General features: G+C 66.0%; 27 protein-coding genes and 1 riboswitch. Of the genes, 15 read left to right on the top strand and 12 right to left on the bottom strand.

Going from position 1 to position 23,649, the window contains the following annotated elements; all coding sequences use genetic code 11:
- Nucleotides 1-85 precede the first annotated feature (85 nt).
- From WG901_RS04020 to WG901_RS03985, 8 genes are all read left to right on the top strand, one after another.
- Complete coding sequence (locus tag WG901_RS04020; protein WP_339585717.1) at nucleotides 86-685, top strand: DUF2059 domain-containing protein; 600 nt, start codon at nucleotides 86-88, stop codon at nucleotides 683-685.
- Between the two features lie 32 nt (nucleotides 686-717).
- A riboswitch (ZMP/ZTP riboswitch) is annotated at nucleotides 718-798 on the top strand.
- A 132-nt stretch (nucleotides 799-930) separates the two neighbouring features.
- On the top strand, nucleotides 931-1,368 hold the full coding sequence (gene rpiB / locus WG901_RS04015) for a ribose 5-phosphate isomerase B (RefSeq protein ID WP_339585716.1): 438 nt from the start codon (nucleotides 931-933) through the stop codon (nucleotides 1,366-1,368).
- Nucleotides 1,369-1,382: 14 nt separating this feature from the next.
- Nucleotides 1,383-2,675, top strand: a complete 1,293-nt coding sequence (glyA, locus tag WG901_RS04010) for a serine hydroxymethyltransferase (RefSeq protein WP_339585715.1) — start codon at nucleotides 1,383-1,385, stop codon at nucleotides 2,673-2,675.
- Nucleotides 2,676-2,678: 3 nt separating this feature from the next.
- Nucleotides 2,679-3,155: a transcriptional regulator NrdR gene (gene nrdR, locus WG901_RS04005; RefSeq protein WP_339585714.1), complete on the top strand. Its 477-nt coding sequence runs from the start codon at nucleotides 2,679-2,681 to the stop codon at nucleotides 3,153-3,155.
- Nucleotides 3,139-3,873: an RNA methyltransferase gene (locus WG901_RS04000; protein WP_339585713.1), complete on the top strand. Its 735-nt coding sequence runs from the start codon at nucleotides 3,139-3,141 to the stop codon at nucleotides 3,871-3,873. The genes nrdR and WG901_RS04000 overlap by 17 nt, the downstream gene beginning before the upstream one ends.
- 39 nt (nucleotides 3,874-3,912) lie before the next feature.
- Nucleotides 3,913-4,182 carry a hypothetical protein gene (locus tag WG901_RS03995; RefSeq protein ID WP_339585712.1) on the top strand — a complete coding sequence of 90 codons (270 nt, stop codon included), beginning with the start codon at nucleotides 3,913-3,915 and terminating at the stop codon, nucleotides 4,180-4,182.
- A 191-nt stretch (nucleotides 4,183-4,373) separates the two neighbouring features.
- Nucleotides 4,374-4,988: a 30S ribosomal protein S4 gene (gene rpsD, locus WG901_RS03990; RefSeq protein WP_339585711.1), complete on the top strand. Its 615-nt coding sequence runs from the start codon at nucleotides 4,374-4,376 to the stop codon at nucleotides 4,986-4,988.
- A gap of 187 nt (nucleotides 4,989-5,175) precedes the next feature.
- A complete protein-coding gene (locus tag WG901_RS03985; protein ID WP_339585710.1) occupies nucleotides 5,176-5,340 on the top strand; it encodes a hypothetical protein in 165 nt (54 codons plus the stop codon).
- Between the two features lie 15 nt (nucleotides 5,341-5,355).
- On the opposite strand, the gene WG901_RS03980 is transcribed toward WG901_RS03985, so the two are convergent.
- From WG901_RS03980 to tgt, 3 genes are all read right to left on the bottom strand, one after another.
- Nucleotides 5,356-6,030 (bottom strand): sterol desaturase family protein, encoded by a 675-nt coding sequence (locus WG901_RS03980; protein ID WP_339585709.1) that lies wholly within the window; start codon nucleotides 6,028-6,030, stop codon nucleotides 5,356-5,358.
- A gap of 194 nt (nucleotides 6,031-6,224) precedes the next feature.
- The gene (locus WG901_RS03975; protein WP_339585708.1) at nucleotides 6,225-6,764 is read right to left on the bottom strand and encodes a hypothetical protein; all 540 of its coding nucleotides are present in this window, start codon (nucleotides 6,762-6,764) and stop codon (nucleotides 6,225-6,227) included.
- A 14-nt stretch (nucleotides 6,765-6,778) separates the two neighbouring features.
- Nucleotides 6,779-7,903 carry a tRNA guanosine(34) transglycosylase Tgt gene (gene tgt / locus WG901_RS03970; RefSeq protein WP_339585707.1) on the bottom strand — a complete coding sequence of 375 codons (1,125 nt, stop codon included), beginning with the start codon at nucleotides 7,901-7,903 and terminating at the stop codon, nucleotides 6,779-6,781.
- A gap of 102 nt (nucleotides 7,904-8,005) precedes the next feature.
- On the opposite strand from tgt, the gene WG901_RS03965 reads away from it, so the two are divergent.
- Complete coding sequence (locus tag WG901_RS03965) at nucleotides 8,006-9,274, top strand: cytochrome P450 (protein WP_339585706.1); 1,269 nt, start codon at nucleotides 8,006-8,008, stop codon at nucleotides 9,272-9,274.
- A 23-nt stretch (nucleotides 9,275-9,297) separates the two neighbouring features.
- On the opposite strand, the gene WG901_RS03960 is transcribed toward WG901_RS03965, so the two are convergent.
- Nucleotides 9,298-10,728 carry an 8'-apo-carotenoid 13,14-cleaving dioxygenase gene (locus tag WG901_RS03960; RefSeq protein WP_339585705.1) on the bottom strand — a complete coding sequence of 477 codons (1,431 nt, stop codon included), beginning with the start codon at nucleotides 10,726-10,728 and terminating at the stop codon, nucleotides 9,298-9,300.
- Nucleotides 10,729-10,772: 44 nt separating this feature from the next.
- Here WG901_RS03960 and WG901_RS03955 point away from each other — a divergent pair, with 44 nt between their 5' ends.
- Nucleotides 10,773-11,357: a TetR/AcrR family transcriptional regulator gene (locus tag WG901_RS03955; protein WP_339585704.1), complete on the top strand. Its 585-nt coding sequence runs from the start codon at nucleotides 10,773-10,775 to the stop codon at nucleotides 11,355-11,357.
- On the opposite strand, the gene WG901_RS03950 is transcribed toward WG901_RS03955, so the two are convergent.
- From WG901_RS03950 to WG901_RS03920, 7 genes are all read right to left on the bottom strand, one after another.
- Nucleotides 11,354-12,121 carry an ABC transporter permease gene (locus WG901_RS03950; RefSeq protein ID WP_339585703.1) on the bottom strand — a complete coding sequence of 256 codons (768 nt, stop codon included), beginning with the start codon at nucleotides 12,119-12,121 and terminating at the stop codon, nucleotides 11,354-11,356. The genes WG901_RS03955 and WG901_RS03950 overlap by 4 nt on opposite strands.
- Complete coding sequence (locus WG901_RS03945; protein WP_339585702.1) at nucleotides 12,118-13,059, bottom strand: ABC transporter ATP-binding protein; 942 nt, start codon at nucleotides 13,057-13,059, stop codon at nucleotides 12,118-12,120. The genes WG901_RS03950 and WG901_RS03945 overlap by 4 nt, the downstream gene beginning before the upstream one ends.
- Nucleotides 13,060-13,090: 31 nt before the next feature.
- The gene (gene queA, locus WG901_RS03940) at nucleotides 13,091-14,119 is read right to left on the bottom strand and encodes a tRNA preQ1(34) S-adenosylmethionine ribosyltransferase-isomerase QueA (RefSeq protein ID WP_339585701.1); all 1,029 of its coding nucleotides are present in this window, start codon (nucleotides 14,117-14,119) and stop codon (nucleotides 13,091-13,093) included.
- Nucleotides 14,120-14,145: 26 nt separating this feature from the next.
- On the bottom strand, nucleotides 14,146-14,817 hold the full coding sequence (locus WG901_RS03935; RefSeq protein WP_339585700.1) for a peptidylprolyl isomerase: 672 nt from the start codon (nucleotides 14,815-14,817) through the stop codon (nucleotides 14,146-14,148).
- 141 nt (nucleotides 14,818-14,958) lie between these two features.
- Entirely contained in the window at nucleotides 14,959-15,480 is a 522-nt protein-coding gene (gene coaD / locus WG901_RS03930; RefSeq protein WP_339585699.1) for a pantetheine-phosphate adenylyltransferase, read from the bottom strand.
- Complete coding sequence (locus WG901_RS03925; protein WP_339585698.1) at nucleotides 15,480-16,388, bottom strand: polyprenyl synthetase family protein; 909 nt, start codon at nucleotides 16,386-16,388, stop codon at nucleotides 15,480-15,482. The genes coaD and WG901_RS03925 overlap by 1 nt, the downstream gene beginning before the upstream one ends.
- A 1-nt stretch (nucleotide 16,389) precedes the next feature.
- Nucleotides 16,390-16,647, bottom strand: a complete 258-nt coding sequence (locus WG901_RS03920; RefSeq protein ID WP_339585697.1) for an exodeoxyribonuclease VII small subunit — start codon at nucleotides 16,645-16,647, stop codon at nucleotides 16,390-16,392.
- A gap of 94 nt (nucleotides 16,648-16,741) precedes the next feature.
- Here WG901_RS03920 and purL point away from each other — a divergent pair, with 94 nt between their 5' ends.
- Nucleotides 16,742-18,910 (top strand): phosphoribosylformylglycinamidine synthase subunit PurL, encoded by a 2,169-nt coding sequence (gene purL, locus WG901_RS03915; protein ID WP_339585696.1) that lies wholly within the window; start codon nucleotides 16,742-16,744, stop codon nucleotides 18,908-18,910.
- 108 nt (nucleotides 18,911-19,018) lie between these two features.
- Complete coding sequence (locus WG901_RS03910; RefSeq protein ID WP_339585695.1) at nucleotides 19,019-19,375, top strand: argininosuccinate lyase; 357 nt, start codon at nucleotides 19,019-19,021, stop codon at nucleotides 19,373-19,375.
- A 3-nt stretch (nucleotides 19,376-19,378) separates the two neighbouring features.
- Here WG901_RS03910 and serB read toward each other — a convergent pair whose 3' ends face one another.
- Nucleotides 19,379-20,263, bottom strand: coding sequence for a phosphoserine phosphatase SerB (gene serB, locus WG901_RS03905; protein ID WP_339585694.1), 885 nt, complete (start codon nucleotides 20,261-20,263; stop codon nucleotides 19,379-19,381).
- Here serB and miaA point away from each other — a divergent pair.
- The 3 genes from miaA (at nucleotide 20,256) to ilvN (ending at nucleotide 23,620) form a co-directional block, all read left to right on the top strand.
- Entirely contained in the window at nucleotides 20,256-21,215 is a 960-nt protein-coding gene (gene miaA, locus WG901_RS03900; RefSeq protein WP_339585693.1) for a tRNA (adenosine(37)-N6)-dimethylallyltransferase MiaA, read from the top strand. The two genes, serB and miaA, sit on opposite strands and share 8 nt — an antisense overlap.
- Before the next feature lie 147 nt (nucleotides 21,216-21,362).
- Nucleotides 21,363-23,105: a biosynthetic-type acetolactate synthase large subunit gene (ilvB, locus tag WG901_RS03895; RefSeq protein WP_339585692.1), complete on the top strand. Its 1,743-nt coding sequence runs from the start codon at nucleotides 21,363-21,365 to the stop codon at nucleotides 23,103-23,105.
- On the top strand, nucleotides 23,105-23,620 hold the full coding sequence (ilvN, locus tag WG901_RS03890; protein ID WP_339585691.1) for an acetolactate synthase small subunit: 516 nt from the start codon (nucleotides 23,105-23,107) through the stop codon (nucleotides 23,618-23,620). The genes ilvB and ilvN overlap by 1 nt, the downstream gene beginning before the upstream one ends.
- The last annotated feature ends 29 nt before the right edge of the window (nucleotides 23,621-23,649 follow it).

Raw genomic sequence — 23,649 nt, 5'->3', positions numbered from 1 at the left:
CCGCCGCAGAGATGCGACGGGGCTCTCTCGTTTTGTGGCCGCTGCCGATGGACGTCGTAAGGGCGAACTGGCATTCCGCCCGATCATGAAGAAGTTCGCTCTCGCTCTGGTCACCGCGCCCGCCCTGTTCATAGCCAATCCTTTGGCCGCCGAACCGGCCGCGACGCCCGATCCGACCGCGATCGCCCATGCTCGCGAGATCGTTGAGACGATCATGCCGCCCGATCGCCAGTCCACGGTGATGGCCGAGATGACCCGGGCCATGACGGATCAGATGCGCAGCGCCATGGCCGACCAATTCACCGACGCCGGGCTTCGTCAGATCGTCGATGCCCATCTGACCAAGGTGATCGAACGTATTGATCCGGTCACACAGCGATATCTGCCGGTGCTGATGGAGGCGATGATCCAGGCCTACGCCCGCGAATTCTCGGTTGCCGAACTCATCGAAGTCTCTCGCTTCGCCAAGACCCCGGCCGGTCGCCAATACTTCTCGCGTAGCACAGCGCTGATGGCCGATCCCGCCGTAGCGGCGGCCAATCGCACCTATTTCGCCGAGGCACAGGCCGCGAGCCTGGCCAGCCAGAACGATCTGCGGGCGGCGATCATGGCCTATCTGCAGAAACACCCTGAGGTCGCCCGCAAGATGGCCGAACAGGCGAAAGCGGGCGTTCCCCAGCCCTGATCTTTACAAATCGGACGGTCACGCCTAGATCGCCGCCATCGCGTAACTGACGAGACAGGCGGAGCACCGCCGTGGAGCGCGATCCTGGCTTGCCGCTCGTCTGGGCACTCTCTGTTTCTTCGGGGAAGTGCCGTGTCCGTCTTTTGTGTCATCTCTATCTCAGCGCCTCCCCGGGCTGGCCTTGGCGCGCCCTCGCGCCTAAGGGGCGGCTTCATCGATTCCTCTTCCTTCAGCGGATAGTTTCCATGCGCATCGCCATCGCTTCCGATCACGCCGCCGTCGACCTCAAAGCCGAACTGCGCGACTATCTGATCAGCCTGGGCCACGAGGTCGCCGACCTCGGTCCCGAGACCGCCGACCGCGTCGACTATCCCGACTACGGCTACAAGCTGGCTTCGGTCGTGGCCGACGGCACGGCGCAGTACGGCGTCGCGCTCTGCGGTTCGGGCATCGGCATCTCGATCGCGGTCAACCGCAATCCGGCGCTGCGCTGCGCGCTCGTTTCCGAGCCGCTCTCGGCCGCGCTGGCGCGCGAGCACAACAACGCCAATGCCATCGCCATGGGTGCGCGGCTGACCGGCATCGACATGGCCAAGGCCTGTCTCGACGCTTTCCTTTCGACCGAATTCGGCGGCGGCCGCCACACCGGCCGCGTCGAAAAGCTCACCAACCCCTCGATCTGAACAGGCAGGACCGCATGACCGACATCCGCCCCGAAGGCTTTTTCACCCAGGACCTGGCCCAGAGCGATCCCGAGATCGCAGGCTGGATCGGCAAGGAACTCGATCGTCAGCGCGACAAGATCGAGCTGATCGCCTCCGAGAACATTTGCTCGAAGGCCGTGCTCCAGGCCGCCGGCTCGATCCTGACCAACAAGTATGCCGAGGGCTATCCGGGCAAGCGCTATTACGGCGGCTGCGAATATGTCGACGAGATCGAGCAGATCGCGATCGACCGCGCGAAGCAGCTGTTCGGCGCGCAGTTCGCCAACGTCCAGCCCAATTCGGGCAGCCAGATGAACCAGGCCGTGTTCCTGGCGCTGCTGCAGCCGGGCGACACCTTCATGGGCCTCGACCTCAACGCCGGCGGTCACCTGACCCACGGCTCGCCGGTCAACATGAGCGGCAAGTGGTTCAACCCCGTGCCCTACACCGTGCGTGACGACGATCACCGCATCGACATGGACGAGGTCGCCCGCATCGCGCGCGAGACCAAGCCCAAGCTGATCATCTCGGGCGGCACCGCCTATTCGCGCGAGTGGGACTTCAAGCGCTTCCGCGAGATCGCCGATGAAGTCGGCGCTTTCCTGCTGGCCGACATGTCGCACTTCTCGGGCCTCGTCGCCGGCGGCGAGCACCCCTCGCCGATCCCGCATGCCCACGTCACCACGACCACGACGCACAAGTCGCTGCGCGGTCCGCGTTCGGGCATCATCCTCTCGAACGACGAGGCGATCGCCAAGAAGATCAATTCGGCGATCTTCCCCGGCCTCCAGGGCGGCCCGCTGATGCACATCATCGCCGCCAAGGCGGTTGCCTTCGCGGAGGCACTGCAACCCTCGTTCAAGGCCTATGCAAGGCAGGTGAAAGCCAACGCCAAGGCGCTCGCGGCTTCGCTCCAGGAGCAGGGTCTCGACATCGTCTCGGGCGGTACCGACAATCACCTGATGCTCGTCGACCTGCGTCCCTACAATGCCAAGGGCAAGCACGCCGAGAAGGCGCTCGATCGCGCCGCGATCACCTGCAACAAGAACGGTATTCCCAACGACCCGGAAAAGCCCTTCGTCACCTCGGGCATTCGCCTCGGCACCCCCGCGGGTACGACGCGCGGTTTCGGGGAGGCCGAGTTCACCCAGATCGGCAAGCTGATTGCCGAAGTGGTCGAAGGCCTGCGCAAGAACGGTGAAGAGGGCGACGCTCAGGTCGAGGCGAGCGTGAAGGCGCGCGTCGAGGAACTCTGCGCCCGCTTCCCGATCTACCAAGGTCTCTGACCTTTGCGTTGCCCGTTCTGCGCCCATGACAACAGCCAGGTGAAGGATTCGCGGCCCACCGAAGACGGGGCCGCGATCCGTCGCCGGCGGCAGTGCGAGGGCTGCGGAGCGAGGTTCACGACGTTCGAGCGCATCCAGCTGCGCGAGATCACCGTCGTGAAGAGCGACGATTCGCGTGAACCTTTCGTGCGCTCGAAGATCGAGCAGTCGGTCACCCTCGCCTGCCGCAAGCGCGGCGTCGCGCAGGAACGGATCGACCAGCTCGTCTCGGGCATACAGCGCCAGATCGAGACCACGGGCGAGAGCGAGATCCGCTCGCAGGCCATCGGCGGCATGGTGATGGACGGGCTGCGCCAGCTCGACAGCGTCGCCTATATCCGCTTCGCCAGCGTCTATCGCGATTTCAGCGAGGCGAAGGATTTCGAGGAATTCGCCAGCGCGGTGCAGCAAGTTGGTGGGCGCGATGTCGGCGGAAACTGACAAGAAGCCGCTGATCGTCCTCGTCCGGCCCCAGCTCGGCGAGAACATCGGCAAGGCCGCGCGCGCTATGCTCAACTTCGGACTCGCCGAAATGCGCCTCGTCGCCCCGCGCGACGGTTGGCCCAATCCCAGCGCCGGCCCGGCCGCGGCGGGCGCCGATATCGTGCTCGAAAAGGCCCAGGTCTTCGAGACGCTTGCCGAGGCCGTTTCCGACTGCGCCCACGTTTATGCCACGACCGTGCGCAAGCGCGGCGTCACCAAGCCCGTTCTGACGCCCGAAGAGGCGGCGCGCGACATCCACGGCGCCGTCGGCCGCTCGGCCTTCGTCTTCGGCCCCGAACGCTCGGGGCTCGAAACCGAGGACGTCGCCCTGGCCCGCGCAATCGTCACCGTGCCGATCAATCCCGAATTCGGCTCGCTGAACCTGGCACAGGCGGTGATCCTCTGCGCCTACGAATGGTCGAAGCACGCCAGCCTCGAACAGCCGACCGTGGAGGAAATCCTGCCCCCCGCACCGCAGGACGAGCTCGAAGGCCTGATCGGCCACTTCGAGGCGCTGCTCGAACCGCGCGAATACTTCTTCCCCGAAAGCCGCGCCGCGTCGAGCCGGCGGACCTTGCGCAACCTGCTGACCAAGCCAGGCTGGAACCATCTCGAGGTGCGCACCCTGCGAGGCGTGCTCAGCCAGCTCGAGCGCGAGCCCGGGCGCAAGCGCTAGACGCTTGCAAAACGCGCGCGCGGACAGCAATTTACATCCATGAAAGCAACATTGCCGATCCTTGGGGGATTGCTGCTCACGGCAGTCCCCGCCTTCGCCGCAGAACCCGGCCCCACGCCCAGCGCCACGCCGGGTGCACCTGAAGCCGTCGATGACAAGCTCATATGTCGCCGCCAGGTGGTGGTCGGTTCGCGCCTTCCCGGCCCCAAGGTCTGCCGCACGCGGGCGCAGTGGGACGGCAACAACCGCGATGACCAGGATGCGATCCGCCGGGTGCAGGACCTGCGCCGCAGTCCCGACGGCGGTTGAGCGCGCTTCTTTCGCGCAAGACCACCCCGCGGCCTTGACTTTCCGTCATGCACCCGTCATGGGCGCGCCTTCGCAATTGGCCCTGCACCCCCGGTGAAGCAGCGGCCGCATCCGGTTTCAGGCCGGATGGTGCGGTTCCGGGGTCTTAGCGCGGGCGATCGTCGCCGGTGCAGCAAATGGAGTGAAGGCGCATGTCGAAGCGCAATTCGTCGAAGTACAAGCTCGATCGCCGCATGGGCGAGAACATCTGGGGCCGTCCCAAGAGCTCGGTCAACCGCCGCAGCTACGGTCCCGGTCAGCACGGCCAGCGCCGCAAGAGCAAGGTCTCGGACTACGGCATCCAGCTCCGCGCCAAGCAGAAGCTCAAGGGCTACTACGGCGACGTCACCGAAAAGCAGTTCAAGGCGACCTATCAGGAAGCCGCGCGCATGAAGGGCGACACCGGCCAGAACCTGATCGGCCTGCTCGAGCAGCGCCTGGACATGATCGTCTATCGCGCCAAGTTCGCGCCGACCATCTTCTCCGCGCGCCAGATCGTTTCGCACGGCCACATCCGCGTCAATGGCGTGAAGTGCAACATCGCTTCGCGTCGCGTGCGTCCGGGCGACATCATCAGCCTGGGCAACAAGGCCAAGGAAATGGCGCTTATCGCCGAAGCGCTGACGCTGCCCGAGCGTGAAGTTCCCGACTACGTCGCGCCCGACGGCACCGACAAGATCACTTTCGTCCGCGTCCCGACGCTCGACGAGGTGCCCTATCCGGTCCGCATGGAACCGAACCTGGTCGTCGAGTTCTACTCGCGCTGATCCAGCTTTTCGCACCTGCGAATCGAACGAAGGCGGCTCTTGTGGCCGCCTTTTTTCTGCCCTAATTTTGCCCGTCTCTTGCCCGCGCTTTGCTGCACAGTTGCAGCGCGCCACTCGTCGCGTTTTTCCTGCTGAAAACAGCATGCTGCTGGGAACTTCGCATCCTCGGCGGCATTATCCGGGACGTATGAAACGCTATCGCTTTGTGACCCCGCACCGCCGCGGCAAATGGTACCCCGATCTCGCAACCGCCCAGCGCTTCGCCGCCCAGATCGGCGCAGGCTTCATGGAGATGCGCTCGGGACGATTCTTCGCCTATCGCGGTACCAAGCTCGAGGTTCAGCCGGCCTGAGTCGACCGCCCGGCGTCAATCCGCTTCGCGCCTGAACGTCGCGCCCCGGAAGGGGTAGACCACTGCTTCCCAGACCGAACCGACCTCCTCCATTCCCTCAAGTCCCGTGGGCGGAAATTCGGTGCGCGCGGGGTGGTGATACGTGCCGAAGAGGTAGTCCCAGACCGGAAAGAAGGCCGCGAAATTGCGGTCGTGATGCTCGTCGAGTCGGCTGTGGTGAACGCGATGAACCTGCGGTCCGGCAATGACCGGGCTCAGCGGGCCCAGGTGCAGTCGCAGGTTCGAATGGATGAAGGCGCCCCAGAAGGTCAGCACGATGGCGGTGACGCCGGTCGCGACGGGCAGATTGAACAGGAAGGCCATCGGTACGAACATAACCGCGGTCCGGCCGATCTCTTCGAGCCAGTGCACGCGCATGTTGGCCGAGACGCCGAGCGTCTCGTCCATATGGTGCAGGCTATGCATCCGCCAGAGCGCAGAGAACCGATGCTGCGCGCGGTGCAACCAATAGTAGAAGAAGTCCCAGACCAGCAGGTAGAGTAGGCATCCGACGATCACGCCGACAGTGCCCGAAATCGAAATCCACGGCAGAAGATCGATCAAGCCGCCGCCGCTCAGCGCGCCGGCCTCGGCAACGAAGAACTTGATCGCCACGGCCAGCACGGTCGGCACCGCCAGATAGACAACCATCAGCCGCAGGTTCAGCCACCAGCCCCGCGCCGACTTGAGCGGACCTGCCGGCCAGACGTTCGAGCACGCCGAAGAACAACAGCGGCAACGCGAGCGGCGCGAGCACGCCCACGACGAAGATCAGGCCCTGTTGGAAGCTGTTCGGCATCGAGGCCGCATTGAACCCGTTTTAGCCGAACCGATCAACGACGTTCCTATTGGACGGGAATAGCGCAGACCGTGCGCATCGCCTTCACCGCCGCGGTCGACCCGGTGAGGTCGAACGTGAAGATTTCCTCGTTGCGGCTGTTGACCACGGCCAGCGTGGCACCGCGCGAGAACGAACTGAAGAACACCGGCGAAAGCGGTTGGGCGATCTCCCACGAACGGCTGCCCGACAGATAGCGCAGCCGCACCGAGAAAGCGTCCTGCCAGTCCTCGCCACGGGCATAGAAGGCCACGCGCTCTACCTGGCCGTCGGTGCGCAGGCCCGTGCCCTGATAGCTTGAGAAGGCGCCGGTCAGGCCCGGTTCGCCGCCTTTGCTGCAGCCGCCGAGGAATTGCACGGTGCCGCCCTTCGACGAGGCCATGATGCCGACCGCGCCGCGCGCGGTGTCAGAGGTGACGGTCCAGGCCGGCGGCGCGCTGGAAACCACGGACTTGGCGGCCGGCGCGGACTGCGCATAAATCGGCACGAGCGGCGCCAGGGCCAGCGACAGTGCGGCGATCCGCAGGGGGTTCTTGCGTGCGATCATCGTTCCAAATCCCTTCAACGGCCGAGATAGTCGCGGCGGAAATCGGCGGCGAATGCGGCGAAGCGCCCCGCCCCGATCGCGTCGCGCATGGCCTGCATAAGCTGCTGGTAGAAGCTGATATTGTGCTCGGTCATCAGCACCGCACCCAGGATCTCGCCGGCCTTAATCAGGTGATGGAGATAGGCGCGCGAATAGGTGCCGCAAGTCGGGCAAGTGCAGCGCGGATCGAGCGGCCCGGTATCCTCGGCGTGCCTGGCGTTGCGCAGGTTGAGCGGCCCGGTCCAGGTGAAGGCCTGGCCATTACGGCCAGAGCGGCTCGGCAGCACGCAGTCGAACATGTCGACCCCGCGCTCGACCGCGCCGACGAGATCGTCGGGCTTGCCCACGCCCATCAGATAGCGCGGGCGGTCTTCGGGCAACTGGCCTGGCGCAAAATCGAGCGTGGCGAACATCGCCTCCTGCCCTTCGCCCACGGCGAGCCCGCCGATGGCATAGCCGTCGAAGCCGATATCGCGCAGCGCGTCGGCGCTTTCCCGGCGCAGGCTCTCGTCGAGCGCGCCCTGCTGGATACCGAACAGCGCGGCACCCTCGGCGTGTTCGCCGCCAGCGTCGAAAGCGTCGCGGCTGCGCTTGGCCCAGCGCATCGACATTGCCATCGATCGCGCGATGACGTCGCGATCCTGGTCGGCGCGCGGGCATTCGTCGAAGGCCATGACGATGTCCGAGCCGAGCAGCCGCTGGATCTCCATCGAGCGCTCGGGGGTCAGATGGTGGCGCGAGCCGTCGATGTGGCTGGCGAAGGTCACGCCCTCCTCGGTGATCTTGCGCAGGTCGGACAGGCTCATCACCTGATAGCCGCCGCTGTCGGTGAGGATCGGCCGCGACCAGTTCATGAACTTGTGCAGCCCGCCCAGGCGCGCGACGCGTTCGGCACCGGGGCGCAGCATCAGGTGATAGGTGTTGCCCAGGATGATGTCGGCGCCGGTCGCGCGCACGGCCTCGGGCTTCATCGCCTTGACCGTCGCGGCGGTGCCAACGGGCATGAAGGCCGGGGTGCGGATCTCGCCGCGGCGCATCTGGATCGTGCCGGTGCGGGCCTTGCCCTCGGTGGCGTGGATGGTGAAGGCGAAACGGGTCATCGCCCGTGCCTATAGAGCCTGGGGCGCCGGATGCCAGTGCCCGTTGTTTCCGCCCTCGACCGTGCTAACAATATGGCGAACAAGAATCACGGGAGAGACGAAATGGTAGATTTCCGGGAAACCGACTTCTTCAGCGACGGGGAAATCGCCCAGGACTTGCCGAGCTATCTTGCCTCCCTGCGATCGGCCTGTCCGGTGATGCAGGAGAAATTCCAGAACGTCTTCATGGTTACCGGCTACGACGAGGCGGTCGAAGTCTACAACCAGCAGGGTGAGGTGTTCTCCTCGGCCGTGGCCGTCACGGGCCCGCTGCCGCCCCTGCCCTTCACGCCGAACGGCGATGTCGCGGCACAGCTCGCCGAGCATCGCCATGAGATGCCCTGGACCGACCATCTCGCCACCTTCGACGGCACGCACCACACCCAGCACCGCGCGCTGCTCCAGGCCCTGCTGACGCACAAGCGGCTCAAGGCCAACGAGGACTACGTCGGCGGCCTCGTCATCCGCCTGGTCGACGGGCTGATCGATCGGGGCGGCTGCGAGATCACCAAGGACTTCGCGCACGCGCTCTCGACCCTGGTGATCGCCGACCTGCTCGGCGTGCCCGAGGAGGACCGCCCGGCGCTGCTCGAAGCCATGGGCCCCGATCCGACGCAGCTCGGCGGTGACGAGGGCTTCAAGGTCGGCGCCGACCCGCTGCTCCACCTCCACGCGCGCTTCCTCGGCTACCTGACCGAACGCCTCGATAATCCGCGCGACGACATGCTGACCGACCTTGTCCAGGCGAAGTTCAAGGACGGCGGCGATCCGGGGCTGCACGTCAAGGCGCAACTCGCCTGCTTCCTGTTCGGCGCCGGCCAGGACACCTCGGCCCGTCTCGTCGCCTTCGCTTTCCGCACGCTCGGCGACATGCCCGAGGTCCAGGCCAAGCTGCGGTCGGAGCCGCACCGAATCCCCGAATTCATCGAGGAGGTGCTGCGCACGCAGCCGCCGGTCAAGACGATGTCGCGGCTTGCGATCAGGGACGGCGTGGTCGGCGGGGTCGATATCCCGGCGGGATCGATCGTCACGGTCTGCTCGGGCGGCGCCAACCGCGATCCGCGCCGCTTCGCCGATCCCGACACCTTCGACTACGATCGCCCCGGCGTGCGCGACCACATCGCCTTCAGCCGCGGCTCGCACGGCTGCATCGGCGCGCCGCTGGCGCGGATGGAAGTGCGCGTGGCGCTCGAGCAGTTCCTCTCGCGCACCTCGGACATCCGCATTGCCGAGGCACAACACGGCCCGGCCGATGCGCGGCGCTATGCCTACGAGCCGACCTACATGCTCCACGGCCTGCAGGCGCTGCATGTGGAGTGGGACAAGACCTAACCCCTGCCCCACTCGCAACGCGATCAATCCGCCAGCCAGTTGCCATGGAACCCCGGCGGCACGCGGTGCGGGATATGCACGCGAGCCACGGGTTCGGCCGCCATGTCACCGGCGTTGAGGATCACCAGGTCGGTGGTCTCGTTGACCGTGTCGATGACATAGCCCATGACCCAGCCCTCGCCCTCGGGCGCGTCGGCGCCGCGCGGCACGAAGACGAACTCGCCGGGGACCTTGCCCGGGCCGAAATCGTGCGCAGTGCGTTCGCCGGTCTGGAGGTCATGGCGGTAGAGCGGCTGCTCGCCGAGGAAAGTGGTCTCGGCCTCGGGCAGCCCGATCGCCCAGGCATAGCGATAGTCCTGTCCGAAGAAGCGCTCGTCGGGCCGCGGGAATTCCTGCGGCGCGGCATCGATCGTCTGGCGGTCGACGGTCCGCGCCACCGGATCGATTACCCAGCGTTCGAAGCCGCGCGGCTTGCCGCTCGGGCCCTCTCCGTCGCCGTCGAACATCGTATCGTAGACGTCGACGTCGACCACGACCTTGCCGTCGGCACGGTCGAACGAGTTGGCAACGTGGAAGACGTAGCAGGGCTCGACATCGCACCAGATCACGTCGTCGCTGCCGCCCTCGCGCGGCAGCAGGCCGACGCGCGCCTGATGCTCGGGGTTCCAGCGATAGGGGAAGTTCGCGCCGCCGATCAGCGTCTTCATCGAGAAGGTCACGGGCAGGTCGAACACCAGCACGTAGCGATCGGTGATCGTGGAGTCGTGGATCGACGGGCCATGCGTGACCGCGATCGGCTGCTCCCGCCGCACCGTGCCGTCGGTGCCGACCACGACGTGCCAGACCCTGTCCTGCGTCATGCCATCATAGGTGATCGCGTGGAGTTCGCCGGTGCGCCGGTCTTCATGCGGGTGCGCGGTGAACGGACCCTTCAGGCTGCCGCCGAAATCGCTGTAGGCGATCGATTCGAGCTCGTCCGACAGTTCGACCGGATAGGAACCAGCCTCAACCAGCGCGAGGGTCTTGCCGCCGAGCCGGATGACGTTGGTGTTGACGGTGTCGTGGTTCGAGCGACGCGGCCCCGGCGCCGCTTCGGGACCACCGACGCCCTCGAGCTTCTTCGAGCGGATGTAGCGGTTGCGATACCACGCGGCCTTGCCGTCCTTGAGCCGCAGGCCGTGGACCATGCCGTCGCCGATGAACCAGTGATAGCCGCGCGGATCGGGCTTGAACGGGTTGGGCCCGATGCGGACGTAGCGGCCCGAGAGCTCGGGCGGGATCGTGCCCGTCACCGCAAGATCGGTCAGCGTGCGCTCGTCGTGCAGCGGCGCGTGGATGCCGCCGAGAAAGCGGTGCTCTGCCTTGTCGTCCTGGAGCCGGCGGTTGATGCCCGAAACGACCTCGACGCCTTTCCCGACGATGCCGCGGATCGTGTCTTCGACTGCGCTTGCCATGATACGAGTCTCCATCTAATGTTTATGGCGTCAACATACAGGCAATGATAACAGTGTCAACATCATCCGAGACCGACCGCGCCTATCATCACGGTGACCTGCGATCCGCGCTGATCGAGGCCGGCCTGACCGCGCTCGAAACGGCCGATCCGAACGAGCTGTCGCTGCGCCAGCTGGCGCGCGAGGTCGGGGTCTCGGCGACCGCGGTCTATCGCCACTTCCCCGACAAGCACGCGCTGCTGAGGGCGCTTGCCGAGACGGGCCTGGCCAAGCTGTTCGAACAGCAGAGCTTGGCCGCGGCTGCCGCGGGCGGCGGTTCGCCGGGCTTCGCCGCGACGGGGCGTGCCTATGTGCGTTTCGCCGTGGCCCATCCCGGACTGTTTCGCCTGATCTTCAGTCATGCCGAGCTGGCCGGCGGCGCCGAGCTCGGCAACAATCCCGCCGGGCGCCTTTTGCGTGCCAATTCCGAAGCGATGAGTGGCGGCGATGCCGCGGCCGCGCGCGAGATGCAGGTCCGCGCCTGGGCAATCGCCCACGGCCTCGCCATGCTGATTCTCGACGGGCACTTGCCCGCCGACGACGCGCTGATCGACGCGACGATGCCCGCGCGCGATCCCTGCGAGATCTAGCTTCGCAGCCGCCAGCCCGTGCGGAAGATCACCGCAATCACTGCGATGCATAGCGCCATGAAGCCCAGCGTCGCGGCGATGGCCGCACCGAAGTTGACGTCGGCCTGGCCGTAGAAGGTCCAGCGCAGGCCGTTGACCAGATAGACCACCGGGTTGAACAGCGTCACGGTGCGCCAGGGCTCGGGCAGCATCGCGATCGAATAGAACGTGCCGCCGAGGAAGGTCAGCGGCGTCAGCACCAGCATCGGCACGACCTGCAGCTTCTCGAAGCCGTCAGCCCAGCAGCCGAGGATGAACCCCAGCAGCGAGAAAGCCACGGCGCTCAGCACGATGAACAAGGCGGCCAGCAGTGGATGCTCGATCTGATAGTCGACAAAGACGCGCGCGGTCGCGAGGATCACGATCGCCAGGATGACCGACTTGGTCGCCGCCGCGCCGACATAGCCGACCAGGGTCTCGGCAACGCCGATCGGCGCCGACAGCAGCTCGTAGACCGTTCCCGTGAACCGCGGCAGGTAGATGCCGAAACTCGCGTTGGCCGTGCTTTCGGCCAGGATCGTCAGCATAAGCAGGCCGGGGACGATGAAAGCCGCATAGGGTACCCCGCCCATCGTATCGATCCGCGAACCGATCGCTCCGCCGAACACGATGAAGTAGAGCGAGGTCGTCAGCACCGGCGTCAGGATCGACTGGAACAGCGTGCGCCAGGTTCGAGCCAGCTCGAACTTGTAGATCGCCAGGGTGCCGCGCAGATTGAAGCTCATCGGGCGGCCTCCTTATTGTGATGATGATTGCGGCCGATCAGGTCGACGAAGATGTCCTCGAGGCTCGATTCGTGGACGTCGATGCCGGTGAAGTCGATGTCCTCGCGCAGCAGCGCCTTGAGCAGCGGGGCGACTTCGCCCTCGCCAGCGCCGTGGTAGCAGAGCACCTTGCCGTCGTCCTCGATCGCCAGACCGAAATGCTCGAGCGAGGCCGGGATCGCGGTGATCGGCTTGGCCAACGCGATCTTGGCCTCGGTCGTGCCGAGCCGCGCCATCAGCGCGCGCTTCTCCTCGACGAGCTGGAGCACGCCGCGGTCGATCACGCCGACCCGGTCGGCCATCTCCTGGGCTTCCTCGATGTAATGCGTGGTGAGGATGATCGTCACCCCCTGATCGCGGAGCTCGCCGATGAGCTGCCACATGTCGCGGCGCAGCTCGACGTCGACGCCGGCGGTGGGCTCGTCGAGGAACAACAGGTCGGGATCGTGCGCCAAAGCCTTGGCGATCAGCACGCGACGCTTCATGCCTCCCGAGAGCGCCGAGATGCGCTGATCGCGCTTGTCCCACAGCGATAGCGATCGCAGCAGCTTTTCGATCTTGGCCGGATCGGCCGGCCGCCCGAACAGCGCGCGGCTGTGCGCCACCGACGGCAGCACGTATTCAAACATGTCGACGGCCAGTTCCTGCGGCACCAGCCCGATCCGCGCGCGGGCCTGTCGCCAGTCCTTGGCCATGTCGAGCCCGAAGGCGCGAATCTTGCCGCCGCTCGGCCGCACGAGCCCGCAGACGAGCCCGATCAGGGTCGTCTTGCCTGCGCCGTTCGGCCCGAGCAGCGCGAAAATCTCGCCTTTGTTGATGGTCAGGTCGGTCGGTTGCAGAGCCGTTACGCCGCCGGCGTAGGTTTTCTGCAGTCCCTCAATTTCCAGAATTGCTCCCATCGGCCACAGATGAGGTCGCGCGATGAAAGGTTCAAGGCAAGAGCAGGCTCGAATCCCCATAGGAATAGAACCGATAGCCCGCGGCGATCGCGTGGGCATAGGCCGCCTGCATGTTTTCCAGCCCCATCAGCGCCGAGACCAGCATGAACAGCGTCGATTTCGGCAGGTGGAAATTGGTCATCAGCCCGTCGATCGCGCGGAAGCGGTAGCCGGGGGTGATGAAGATCGCTGTGTCGCCCTCGAAGGGGCGGATGATCCCGTCCTCGCCCGTGGCGCTCTCGAGCAGGCGCAGGCTGGTGGTGCCGACGGCGATCACCCGACCGCCAGCCTGACGCGCGGCGTTGAGCCGATCGGCTGTCAGTGCATCGATCCGGCCCCATTCGGCATGCATCGCGTGATCGGCGGTATCCTCGGCCTTGACCGGCAGGAAGGTGCCCGCGCCGACGTGGAGAGTCAGCGTCTCGTGGGCAACGCCGGCTTCTGCCAGCCCAGCCATCAGTCCGGGGGTGAAATGCAAAGCCGCGGTCGGCGCGGCGACGGCGCCCTTCTCGGCCGCGAACATCGTCTGATAGTCCTGCTGGTCGGCCGCATCGGTCGGGCGCTTGCCGGCGATGTAGGGCGGCAGCGGCATCTGGCCGGCGCGCTCTAGCAGCACCTCGACCGGCTCGTCGCCCGCAAAAGCCAGAGTCCAGGAGCCATCGACATGGCGCTGCTCGGCCACGGCCTCGACCCCGGCGGGGAATGCGATCCGGTCACCCTCGTGCAGCCGCTTGGCATTGCGCACGAAGGCTTGCCAGCGACGCAGGTCGATCCGCTTGTGCAGGGTCGCGCCGATCCGCGCTTCTCCGCGCTTCCCTTCGAGCTGCGCGGGAATCACGCGGGTGTCGTTGAACACCAGCACGTCGCCGCGGCGCAGCAGGCTCGGCAGCTGGTTCACGCAACGGTCGTCAGGCGCCCCATGGGGACCCACCACGAGCATGCGCGCCGCGTCGCGCGGACGCACGGGCCGCAACGCTATGTTTTCGGGCGGGAGTTCGAAATCGAAGAGGTCGACGCGCATGCGGCGCGACTAGCGCGTCTTGGGAATCAATTCGACTTCGAATTGCTCAGTTGCTCGGCGGTCACCGGAGCGGCCGGTGCAGCGGCAGCCGGTGGCGGCGGCGGAGCGCCCTCTGCCCCCAGCGAGGCGCGGACGATCTTGGTCGGGTTCTGCGGCGGCTCGCCACGCTCGATCGCGTCGGCCACGTCCATGCCGGCAATCACGCGACCAAACACCGTGTATTTGTGATCGAGCGCGAAGCGCGGATAGAACACGATGAAGAATTGGCTGTTGGCGCTGTTCGGATCGTTGGTCCGCGCCATCGACAGCGTCCCGCGCACGTGCGGCAGCGGGTTGAACTCGGACTTGAGATCGGGAAGCTTCGAGCCGCCCTCACCCGTGCCCGTGGGATCGCCGGTCTGCGCCATGAAGCCGTCGATCACCCGGTGGAACACGATGCCGTCGTAAAAGTGCTCGGCGACCAGCGTCTTGATCCGCTCGACGTGGGCCGGCGCCCATTCGGGCATCAGCCGGATGGTGACGCGGCCGCCGTTCGACAGGTCGAGGTAGAGCACGTCCTGCGGATTGTTCGCCGGATTGGTGTCGACCAGGGTCGGATAGACCTTGGGCGGCGTAACGGCAGGTGCATCCTTGGCCATGGCGGGCGCGGCGATGAGCGAAAGGCCCAGAACAATAGATGCGAACAGACGGGATTTCATTCGGCAGCACTCACCCATGGCCAGGCCGGCGGCAGAGCCTCCAGCATCGATCGGCCGCTCCGATAGCCGTCCGCCGCTGTCATGGCAATGAACGGAACCCGTCGCGGCCGGTACGGTGTCGCGTTTTAATACTCGCGCAAATCAGTATTCGCCGAGACGTCCGGTCTGCTCGATCCGCGCCAGCACGTCGTCGCGCACCGTCGCGCTGACGAAGTTCGAGATCTCACCGCCGAACAGCGCGATTTCCTTGACGAGCTTCGAGGCAATCGGCTGCAGGCTGACGTCGGCCATCAGGAAAATCGTCTCGATCCTGGCGTTGAGCTGCTGGTTCATGCCCGCCATCTGGTACTCGTACTCGAAGTCCGCGACGGCGCGCAGGCCGCGCACGATGACCGAGGCACCCTGCTTCTCGGCGAAGCGCATGAGCAAGGCGTTGAAGCCGACGACCTCGACGTTGTCGATGCCCAGCGCATCGACTTCGCGCCGGACCATGGCCATGCGCTCCTCGGCGGAGAACATCGGGTTCTTGGAAATGTTGGTGGTGACGCCGATGATCAGCCGATCGACCAGCTTCGCGCCGCGACGGATGATGTCGGCATGGCCGAGCGTGATCGGATCGAAGGTGCCGGGATAGACCCCAACGCGTTCCTTGCCACCGGCCATCAGTGATTCCTTTCCACGATATACCGCGCCAGTGCGCGCAGCAGGTCGGCCTCGACGCCGTGGCTGGCGAGTTGGGCCACCGCCTGGTCGACCAGCATCTGCGCTTGCGAGCGCGCGCGTTCGGGGCCGAGCAGCGAGACGAAGGTCTGCTTGCCCTGCACCGCATCCTTGCGCAGCGCCTTGCCCGCGGCTTCCTCGTCGCCCTCGTGATCGAGGAGGTCGTCGACGATCTGGAAGGCGAGACCGATGTCGCGCGCATAGCCGCGCAGGTTCGTGCGTCCCTCGGGCGGGATGCGGCCGAGAATCGCGCCCATCTCGACCGAGGCGCCGAGCAGAGCGCCGGTCTTCAACTGCTGGAGCCGCGTGATGGTCTGGAGGTCGAAGGCGCTCTCCTCGGCCATCATGTCCATCATCTGACCGCCAGCCATGCCCTGGAAACCGCTGGCCTGACCAAGAGTCGCGACGAGCTCGATCCGCGTGAACGGATCGCCGCTGGTCTCGGGATCGGCCAGCAGTTCGAAGGCAAAGGCGTGAAGCGCGTCGCCCGCGAGGACCGCGGTCGCTTCGTCGAAGGCCCGATGGACGGTCGGTTTGCCGTGCCGCAGGGCGTCATCGTCCATGCATGGCAGGTCGTCGTGGATCAGCGAATAGACGTGGATCGCCTCGATCGCGACTCCGGCGCGCAGGGCCGCGTCACGGTCGACGCCGAACATCTCGGCGGTCGCGGTCAGCAGCAGCGGGCGCAGGCGCTTGCCGCCACCGATGCAGGCATATCGCATCGCTTCGATCAGACGCGCCCGCGGATCCTGCGGCAGCGGCAGGAGCTGGTCGAAGGTCTCGTCGACGTCGCGCGCGATGCGGACCAGGCCATCGGCCAAAAGGCTGTCGCTCACGCCGGTACTGGTCATGTCAGCGGTCCGGATCGTCGAAAGGTTGCGTGCCGGCGGCACTTCCGTCGGGACCGGCGACGATCCGTTCGATCCGCAGCTGCGCGGCGTCGAGTCGCGCCTGGCAATGCTTGCGCAGGTGTTCGCCGCGTTCGTAGAGCGTGATCGAATCGTCGAGCGGCACTTCGCCGCTCTCAAGCTTGCGGACGACGTCCTCCAGCGCACGCAGCGCGTCTTCGAAGGTCAGTCCGGCGATGTCTGAGGCAGCACTTTCAACCATGCGCCAGCAATGGCCGGGCGGCGTCCACCGGTCAAGCGCTCCAATCCTGTGCTGACGTCTAGCGCTCTGCGCAGAGGCGAGCTAAGGGCGCGGCATGTCCGAGATCACCGCAGATGTCGTCGCCGCCCACGGGCTGTCCGCAGAAGAGTACGAGCGCGTCCTGCACGCACTCGGCCGCGAACCGAACATGGTCGAGCTGGGCATCTTCTCGGTCATGTGGTCCGAGCATTGCTCGTACAAGTCGAGCCGCATCCACCTCAAGAAGCTGCCCACCGAGGCGCCCTGGGTAATCTGCGGCCCCGGCGAGAACGCCGGCGTGATCGACATCGGCGACGGCCAAGCGGCGATCTTCAAGATGGAGAGCCACAACCACCCGAGCTACATCGAGCCCTACCAGGGCGCGGCGACCGGCGTCGGCGGCATTCTGCGCGACGTGTTCACGATGGGCGCGCGCCCCGTCGCCAACATGAACGCGCTGCGCTTCGGCCGGCCCGACCATCCGAAGATGAAGCACCTCGTCCAGGGCGTGGTTGCGGGCATCGGCGGCTACGGCAACTGCGTCGGCGTGCCGACGGTTGGCGGCGAGACCAATTTTCACAAGGCCTACGACGGCAATATCCTGGTCAATGCGATGACCGTGGGCGTCGCCGACACTGACAAGATCTTCTATTCGGCCGCGACCGGCCTCGGCAATCCGATCGTCTACGTCGGCTCGAAGACCGGCCGCGACGGCATCCACGGCGCGACGATGGCCAGCGCCGACTTCGGCGACGACATCGAGGAAAAGCGCCCGACCGTGCAGGTCGGCGATCCCTTCGTGGAAAAGCTGCTGATCGAGGCCTGCCTCGAACTGATGGCGACCGACGCGATCGTCGCGATCCAGGACATGGGCGCCGCGGGCCTGACCTCGAGCTCGGTCGAGATGGCCAGCAAGGGCGGCGCGGGTATCCGCCTCAACATGAACGCCGTGCCCTGCCGCGAAGAGGGCATGACACCCTATGAGATGATGCTCTCGGAAAGCCAGGAGCGCATGCTCATGGTGCTCCAGCCCGGCAAAGAGCCGATGGCTGCGGCGATCTTCGAGAAGTGGGAGCTCGACTTCGCGGTGATCGGCGAAGTCACCGACACCGGCCACATGGTCCTCGAATTCGATGGCGTGGTCGTCTGCGACATTCCGCTCGACCCGCTGGCCGACGACGCGCCGCTCTACGACCGTCCGCATGTGCCCACGCCCAAGCCGGCCGAACTGACGGACGTTCCCGCAAGCAGGGACATCGGCGCGGATCTGTTGGCGCTGATCGCCAGCCCCGACCTCGCCTCGCGCCGCTGGATCTTCGAGCAGTACGACAGCCAGGTTGGTGCGGACACCCTGCAGAAGTCGGGCGGCGACGCCGCGGTCGTGCGCATTCACGGCACCGACAAGGCGTTGGCGATGAGCACCGACTGCACGCCGCGCTATTGCTTCGCCGACCCCTACGAGGGTGGCAAGCAGGCAGTGGCCGAGACCTATCGGAACATCTGCGCGGTCGGAGCGACGCCGCTGGCGATCACCAACTGCCTGAACTTCGCGAACCCGCAGCGGCCCGAGATCATGGGGCAGATCGTCGGCGCGCTCGAAGGTATGGGCGACGCCTGCCGCGCGCTCGACTATCCGATCGTCTCGGGCAACGTCAGCCTCTACAACGAGAGCAAGGCGACCGGCGGCGGCTCGGCGATCCTGCCCACGCCCGCGATCGGCGGCGTCGGCCTCATGCTCGACCACAGCAAGATGACGACGATCAAGTTCCACGCGATGGGCGAACCGATCTACCTGATCGGCGAAAGCAATGGCCATTTGGGCCAGTCGCTGTGGCTGCGCGAGCTCCATGGTCGCGAGGAAGGCGCCCCGCCGCCGGTCGATCTCGAGGCCGAGCGCCATCACGGCGAATTCGTCCGCGAACTGATCGCCGATCGCCGCGCGACGGCGGTGCACGATGTCTCCGATGGCGGACTTTTGGTGGCGTTGGCCGAGATGGCCATGGCCAGCGGCATCGGCTGCGAAATCGACATCGACGTCAGTGACGCCGGCATCGCTTTCGGCGAGGACCAGGGTCGCTACGTTGTCACGGGGCGCGAGGCCGACGCGATCCAGGCCAAGGGTATTCCGGTCACGCGCATCGGCACCACGGCCGGCACTTCGGTCAAGGGCGCGGGCTTCGACATTCCCGTGAAGACCCTGCGCGAAGCCAACGAGCGCTTCTTCAAGGAATGGATGGAGGGCTGAGCGGATCGCGCTTCGCCCTTAATCCCTTTTGCATAGTTCTGCACATATGACGGCGTCGCCCGGGGGCTATGCGGTCCCTTGAGGCGCAGGGTTCGCCAAGGGGAAATCATGAAGAACTATGCCGTTCTCGCCGCGCTTGCCGCGGCCGCTTTTGCTGTGCCGGCGCAAGCCGAAGAGGTGTTCACCGTCATCAACAAGACAGGTTACGACATCGCCGAAGTCTACATCGCCCCGTCACGCAGCAACGACTGGGAAGAGGATATCCTCGGCCAGGACGTGCTGACCGACGGCGCTCGTACGAACATCGATTTCGCAAAGTCCGAGGACACCTGCAACTGGGACATGAAGGTCGTCTACACCGACGGCGACAATGCCGCCTGGCAGGGTCTCAATCTCTGCGAGATCTTGAGCGTTGAGCTCCACTACAACGCCAGCACGGGCAAGACATCGGCGCTGACGGAGTAACCCCTAGCCGCGGACCCATTCGCTGCGCGGAATGCCGAGCAGTTCGAGAATGGCGGTCAGATCGCCCCGGTCGATCCAGCCATCGGCCGCGGCGCGGGCCTTGGGCTTGGCGCGATAGGCCAGGCCGTAGGTCGCGGCTTCGAGCATCGGAATGTCGTTGGCGCCGTCACCGGTGGCGAGGCTCGTGGCATTGCCGCCGAGCTTGGCCATTTCCTCGAGCAACACGGCCTTCTTGACCGCGCTGTCGGTGATCGGGCCGATCAGCCCGCCGGTCAGCTTGCCGCCCGTCACTTCGAGCGTGTTCGCGACGACGCGCTCGAAGCCGAGCTGCTCGGCCACGGGATCGGCGAACTGGTGGAAGCCGCCGGTCACCAGCACGGTGCGGCAGCCCTTGGCCTTGAGCGTCGCGACCAGCGTTTTGGCGCCGGGCATCGGAGCGATGCGCGTGGCCAGGCATTCGCCGATGGCGCTCTCGTCCAGCGCCGCCAGCAGGCGGACGCGCTCGCGCAGCGCGGATTCGAAATCGAGCTCGCCCTGCATGGCGCGCTCGGTGATCTCGGCGATCTGGTCCTTGATGCCCGCGAAATCGGCGAGTTCGTCGATGCATTCGGCCGAGATCATCGTCGAATCCATGTCCGAGACGAAGACCCGCGGAATCACCGGCTCGTGATCCGAGAGCAGCAGGTCCGACGGCGCGAAATGGCGGTCGAGGACTTCGCGGACGCCGGCCGGATCGCCGTGCGGCAGTTCGAGTTCGATCGCGTCCATGCCACTGCGAACGGTTTCGGCCATCGCCACCGGCCAGCCCTTGGCGGCGAGTTCCGCGCGCGCGCGATCGAGATTGGTCGCAAGGGTGCTGGTCTCTGCTATCAGCCGGGCAATGAGCAACGAAACGTCCTTCAATTCTATCGGCGACAAGCCGCCGCTGGCGCTCATCGCAGGGCCGACCGCGAGCGGCAAGAGCGATCTTGCCGTGCGTCTGGCACTCGCGCTCGAAGCGACGGGGCGCCGCGCGGTGGTCATCAACGCCGACAGCGCGCAGGTCTATGCCGACCTTTCGGTGTTGAGCGCGCGGCCCTCTGCCGAGGAGATGCAGGGTATCGACCACCGCCTGTTCGGCGCCTGGGACGGCGTGCAGGCCTGCTCGGCGGCGGACTGGGCAGCGGCCGCCAAGCGCGAGATCGCCGCCACCCATGAGGCAGGCGGAGTGCCTGTGCTCGTCGGCGGCACCGGGCTCTATATCCGCACGTTGCTCGACGGCATCGCGCCGGTACCCGAGATCGATCCCGCCGTGCGTGCGCAAGTACGCGCCCTGCCCGTCGCCGAAGCCTATGCGGCGCTGTCTCGCGAGGACGCCGAACGCGCCGCGGCGCTGTCGCCTGCCGATGCGGCACGCATCTCGCGGGCGCTCGAAGTTGTCCGCTCGACCGGACGCGGGCTCAAGGCCTGGCAGAGCGAACGCAGCGGCGGAATCGGGGACGACGTGGCGCTGCATCCCGTGATCCTGCTGCCCGATCGCGCGAAGCTCTACGCCCGCTGCGACCTGCGCTTCGCGCGCATGCTCGACCTCGGCGCGATCGCCGAGGTCGAGGCGCTACTGGCGCGCGGACTCGATCCCGCCCTGCCCGTGATGCGCGCGATCGGCGTGCCCGAGATCGCCACCTATCTGCGCGGCGAGGCTTCTCTCGACGAAGCGACGCGCAGCGGCGCACAGGCGACACGCAATTATGCAAAGCGTCAGTTCACCTGGTTGCGGCACCAGCCCCCTGCGCATTGGCCGCGGGAAAACAACGAACCATTCATCGAAAAGGAAATATTTGAAACATTGTTTCAAACATAGATATTGACACATCATTTCATGTCTCATACTGCGCCGCACAAATCCGCGGATGCGGTCTCGTGCCTATGAAAGTGGCGACCCGGCGCGGCATTGCCGTCCCGGGTCGGTTCTTTTAAAGGCCGCAGCTTCTTGAGGAAGGTTGGAACAGTGAGCGAAGAGCGCAGCGGCGCAAGCATTCTGGTCGAGAGCCTGGTCCGGCAGGGCGTCGAATTCGTGTTCGGCTATCCCGGCGGCGCGGTTCTGCCGATCTATGACGCCCTTTTCGGCGACGAGCGGCTCCGCCACATTCTCGTCCGCCACGAGGCCGGCGCCGCGCACGCGGCGGAGGGTTACGCGCGCTCGACCGGCAAGCCCGGCGTCGTGCTCGTCACCTCTGGTCCCGGCGCGACCAATGCCATCACAGGCATTGCCGACGCCTTCATGGATTCGATTCCCTTGGTCGTGATCACCGGCCAGGTCGCCACCTCGATCATCGGTTCGGACGGCTTCCAGGAGGCCGACACCGTCGGCATCTCGCGCCACTGCACCAAGCACAACTATCTGGTGCGCGACCCCTCGCAGCTCGCGGCGGTGATCGACGAGGCTTTCCAGATCGCCACGACCGGCCGTCCCGGCCCCGTGCTGATCGACATTCCCAAGGACGTCCAGGTGGCCTCGGCAGCGTGGAACGACGGCGCGATCCAGCGTCGCAACCGCTATGCACCGACCACCGAGGGCGGCCAGGCCGAAATCGTCCGCGCGGTCGAGCTGATCGCCCAGGCCAAGGCACCCGTGCTCTATACGGGCGGCGGTGTGATCAACTCGGGTCCCGAGGCGACCAGGCTGCTGCGCGAACTGCAGGCGCTGACCGGCGCGCCCGTTACTTCGACCCTGATGGGCCTCGGCGCCTTCCCGGCGGACAACAAGGACTGGCTCGGCATGCTCGGCATGCACGGCACCTATGAGGCCAACTGGGCGATGAACCAGGCGGACCTGATCGTCTGCGTGGGCGCGCGCTTCGACGATCGTGTTACCGGCCGGCTCGACGCCTTCGCGCCGAACTCGACCAAGATCCACATCGACATCGACCGTTCGTCGATCAACAAGACCGTGCCCGTCGACCTGCCGATCGTCGGCGATTGTGCCACGGTCCTGCGCCAGCTCATCGCCGAATGGGGCAGCCGCAAGCCGCAGGACCTGACCGAGTGGAAGCGCCGGATCGACGGATGGAAGGCCAAGGACAGCCTCGCCTACCGCAAGTCGGACAGCGCGATCATGCCGCAGTTCGCGATCCAGCGGCTGTTCGAGCTGACCAAGGACCGCAATCCGATCATCTCTACCGAAGTCGGCCAGCACCAGATGTGGGCGGCGCAGTACTTCCACTTCTACGATCCCAACCGCTGGCTCACCTCGGGCGGCCTCGGCACGATGGGCTACGGCCTGCCGGCCGCGATCGGCGCGCAGCTCGGCAATCCCGACGACCTGGTCATCGACATCGCCGGCGACGCCTCGATCCAGATGAACATCCAGGAGCTCGGCACGGCCACGCAGTATCGCCTGCCGGTCAAGGTTTTCATCCTCAACAACGAGTGGATGGGCATGGTCCGCCAGTGGCAGGAGCTGACCTACGAGAGCCGCTTCTCGCAGTCGTACTCGGACAGCCTGCCCGACTTCGTGAAGCTCGCCGAGGCCTATGGCTGGAAGGGCATCCGCATCGAGAACGAGAGCCAGCTCGACGACGGCATCCGCGCGATGATCGCGCATCCCGGGCCGGTGATCGTCGACTGTCTGGTCGATAAGCCGGCCAAGTGCTTCCCGATGATCCCCTCGGGCGCGGCCCATACCGACATGATTCTCGACGGCGACGTGGTCGCCGGCACGATGGACGACGAAGCGAAGGCTCTGGTGTGATGAAGATCAAAGAAGAGGCGTCGGAGCGCCACGTCCTCACCATCACCGTCGACAATGAGGCGGGCATCCTGGCGAAGATCGCCGGCCTGTTCACCGCGCGCGGCTACAACATCGACAGCCTGACCGTGGCGGACATCACCGAGAACCACAACGTCAGCCGGATCACGATCGTCACGCACGGCCCGCCCGCGCAGATCGATCAGATCCACGCGCAGCTCGAACGCCTGGTGCCCGTGCACAAGGTCGTCGACCTGACCGAGGTCGGTCCTTACGTCGAGCGCGAGCTGGCGCTGATCAAGGTGGCCGGGACCGGCGACATCCGCGTCGAGGCTTTGCGCGTCGCCGAAGTGTTCCGCGCCAAGGTGGTCGACACCTCGACGCGCAGCTTCGTCTTCGAACTGACCGGCACGCCCGACAAGATCGACAGCTTCATCGCGATCATGCGCGAGCTCGGCATCGTCGAGGTCGGCCGCACCGGCGTGGTCGGCATGATCCGCGGTCCCGAAGCCGCCTGAATTTACACACCCTCATATTTTGATTTTTC

Source organism: Novosphingobium anseongense (assembly GCF_037482895.1).
Classification (GTDB): domain Bacteria; phylum Pseudomonadota; class Alphaproteobacteria; order Sphingomonadales; family Sphingomonadaceae; genus Novosphingobium; species Novosphingobium anseongense.
Note: the sequence above shows the minus strand (reverse complement) of the source record. Positions and strands in the feature narration are given on the sequence as shown.

Coding starts and splice junctions, on each gene's coding strand:
- WG901_RS03935 (WP_339585700.1), bottom strand. CDS start 14,817: ATGAAATCCCGTCTGTTCGCATCTATTGTTCTGGGCCTTTCGCTCATC.
- WG901_RS03910 (WP_339585695.1), top strand. CDS start 19,019: ATGAAGAACTATGCCGTTCTCGCCGCGCTTGCCGCGGCCGCTTTTGCT.
- ilvN (WP_339585691.1), top strand. CDS start 23,105: ATGAAGATCAAAGAAGAGGCGTCGGAGCGCCACGTCCTCACCATCACC.
- WG901_RS03985 (WP_339585710.1), top strand. CDS start 5,176: ATGAAACGCTATCGCTTTGTGACCCCGCACCGCCGCGGCAAATGGTAC.
- WG901_RS03955 (WP_339585704.1), top strand. CDS start 10,773: ATGATAACAGTGTCAACATCATCCGAGACCGACCGCGCCTATCATCAC.
- rpiB (WP_339585716.1), top strand. CDS start 931: ATGCGCATCGCCATCGCTTCCGATCACGCCGCCGTCGACCTCAAAGCC.
- purL (WP_339585696.1), top strand. CDS start 16,742: ATGTCCGAGATCACCGCAGATGTCGTCGCCGCCCACGGGCTGTCCGCA.
- WG901_RS03945 (WP_339585702.1), bottom strand. CDS start 13,059: ATGGGAGCAATTCTGGAAATTGAGGGACTGCAGAAAACCTACGCCGGC.
- WG901_RS03995 (WP_339585712.1), top strand. CDS start 3,913: ATGAAAGCAACATTGCCGATCCTTGGGGGATTGCTGCTCACGGCAGTC.
- WG901_RS03960 (WP_339585705.1), bottom strand. CDS start 10,728: ATGGCAAGCGCAGTCGAAGACACGATCCGCGGCATCGTCGGGAAAGGC.
- coaD (WP_339585699.1), bottom strand. CDS start 15,480: ATGGCCGGTGGCAAGGAACGCGTTGGGGTCTATCCCGGCACCTTCGAT.
- glyA (WP_339585715.1), top strand. CDS start 1,383: ATGACCGACATCCGCCCCGAAGGCTTTTTCACCCAGGACCTGGCCCAG.
- WG901_RS04020 (WP_339585717.1), top strand. CDS start 86: ATGAAGAAGTTCGCTCTCGCTCTGGTCACCGCGCCCGCCCTGTTCATA.
- WG901_RS03975 (WP_339585708.1), bottom strand. CDS start 6,764: ATGATCGCACGCAAGAACCCCCTGCGGATCGCCGCACTGTCGCTGGCC.
- WG901_RS03980 (WP_339585709.1), bottom strand. CDS start 6,030: ATGGTTGTCTATCTGGCGGTGCCGACCGTGCTGGCCGTGGCGATCAAG.
- WG901_RS03925 (WP_339585698.1), bottom strand. CDS start 16,388: ATGACCAGTACCGGCGTGAGCGACAGCCTTTTGGCCGATGGCCTGGTC.
- WG901_RS04000 (WP_339585713.1), top strand. CDS start 3,139: ATGTCGGCGGAAACTGACAAGAAGCCGCTGATCGTCCTCGTCCGGCCC.
- miaA (WP_339585693.1), top strand. CDS start 20,256: ATGAGCAACGAAACGTCCTTCAATTCTATCGGCGACAAGCCGCCGCTG.
- WG901_RS03920 (WP_339585697.1), bottom strand. CDS start 16,647: ATGGTTGAAAGTGCTGCCTCAGACATCGCCGGACTGACCTTCGAAGAC.
- rpsD (WP_339585711.1), top strand. CDS start 4,374: ATGTCGAAGCGCAATTCGTCGAAGTACAAGCTCGATCGCCGCATGGGC.
- WG901_RS03950 (WP_339585703.1), bottom strand. CDS start 12,121: ATGAGCTTCAATCTGCGCGGCACCCTGGCGATCTACAAGTTCGAGCTG.
- queA (WP_339585701.1), bottom strand. CDS start 14,119: ATGCGCGTCGACCTCTTCGATTTCGAACTCCCGCCCGAAAACATAGCG.
- WG901_RS03965 (WP_339585706.1), top strand. CDS start 8,006: ATGGTAGATTTCCGGGAAACCGACTTCTTCAGCGACGGGGAAATCGCC.
- tgt (WP_339585707.1), bottom strand. CDS start 7,903: ATGACCCGTTTCGCCTTCACCATCCACGCCACCGAGGGCAAGGCCCGC.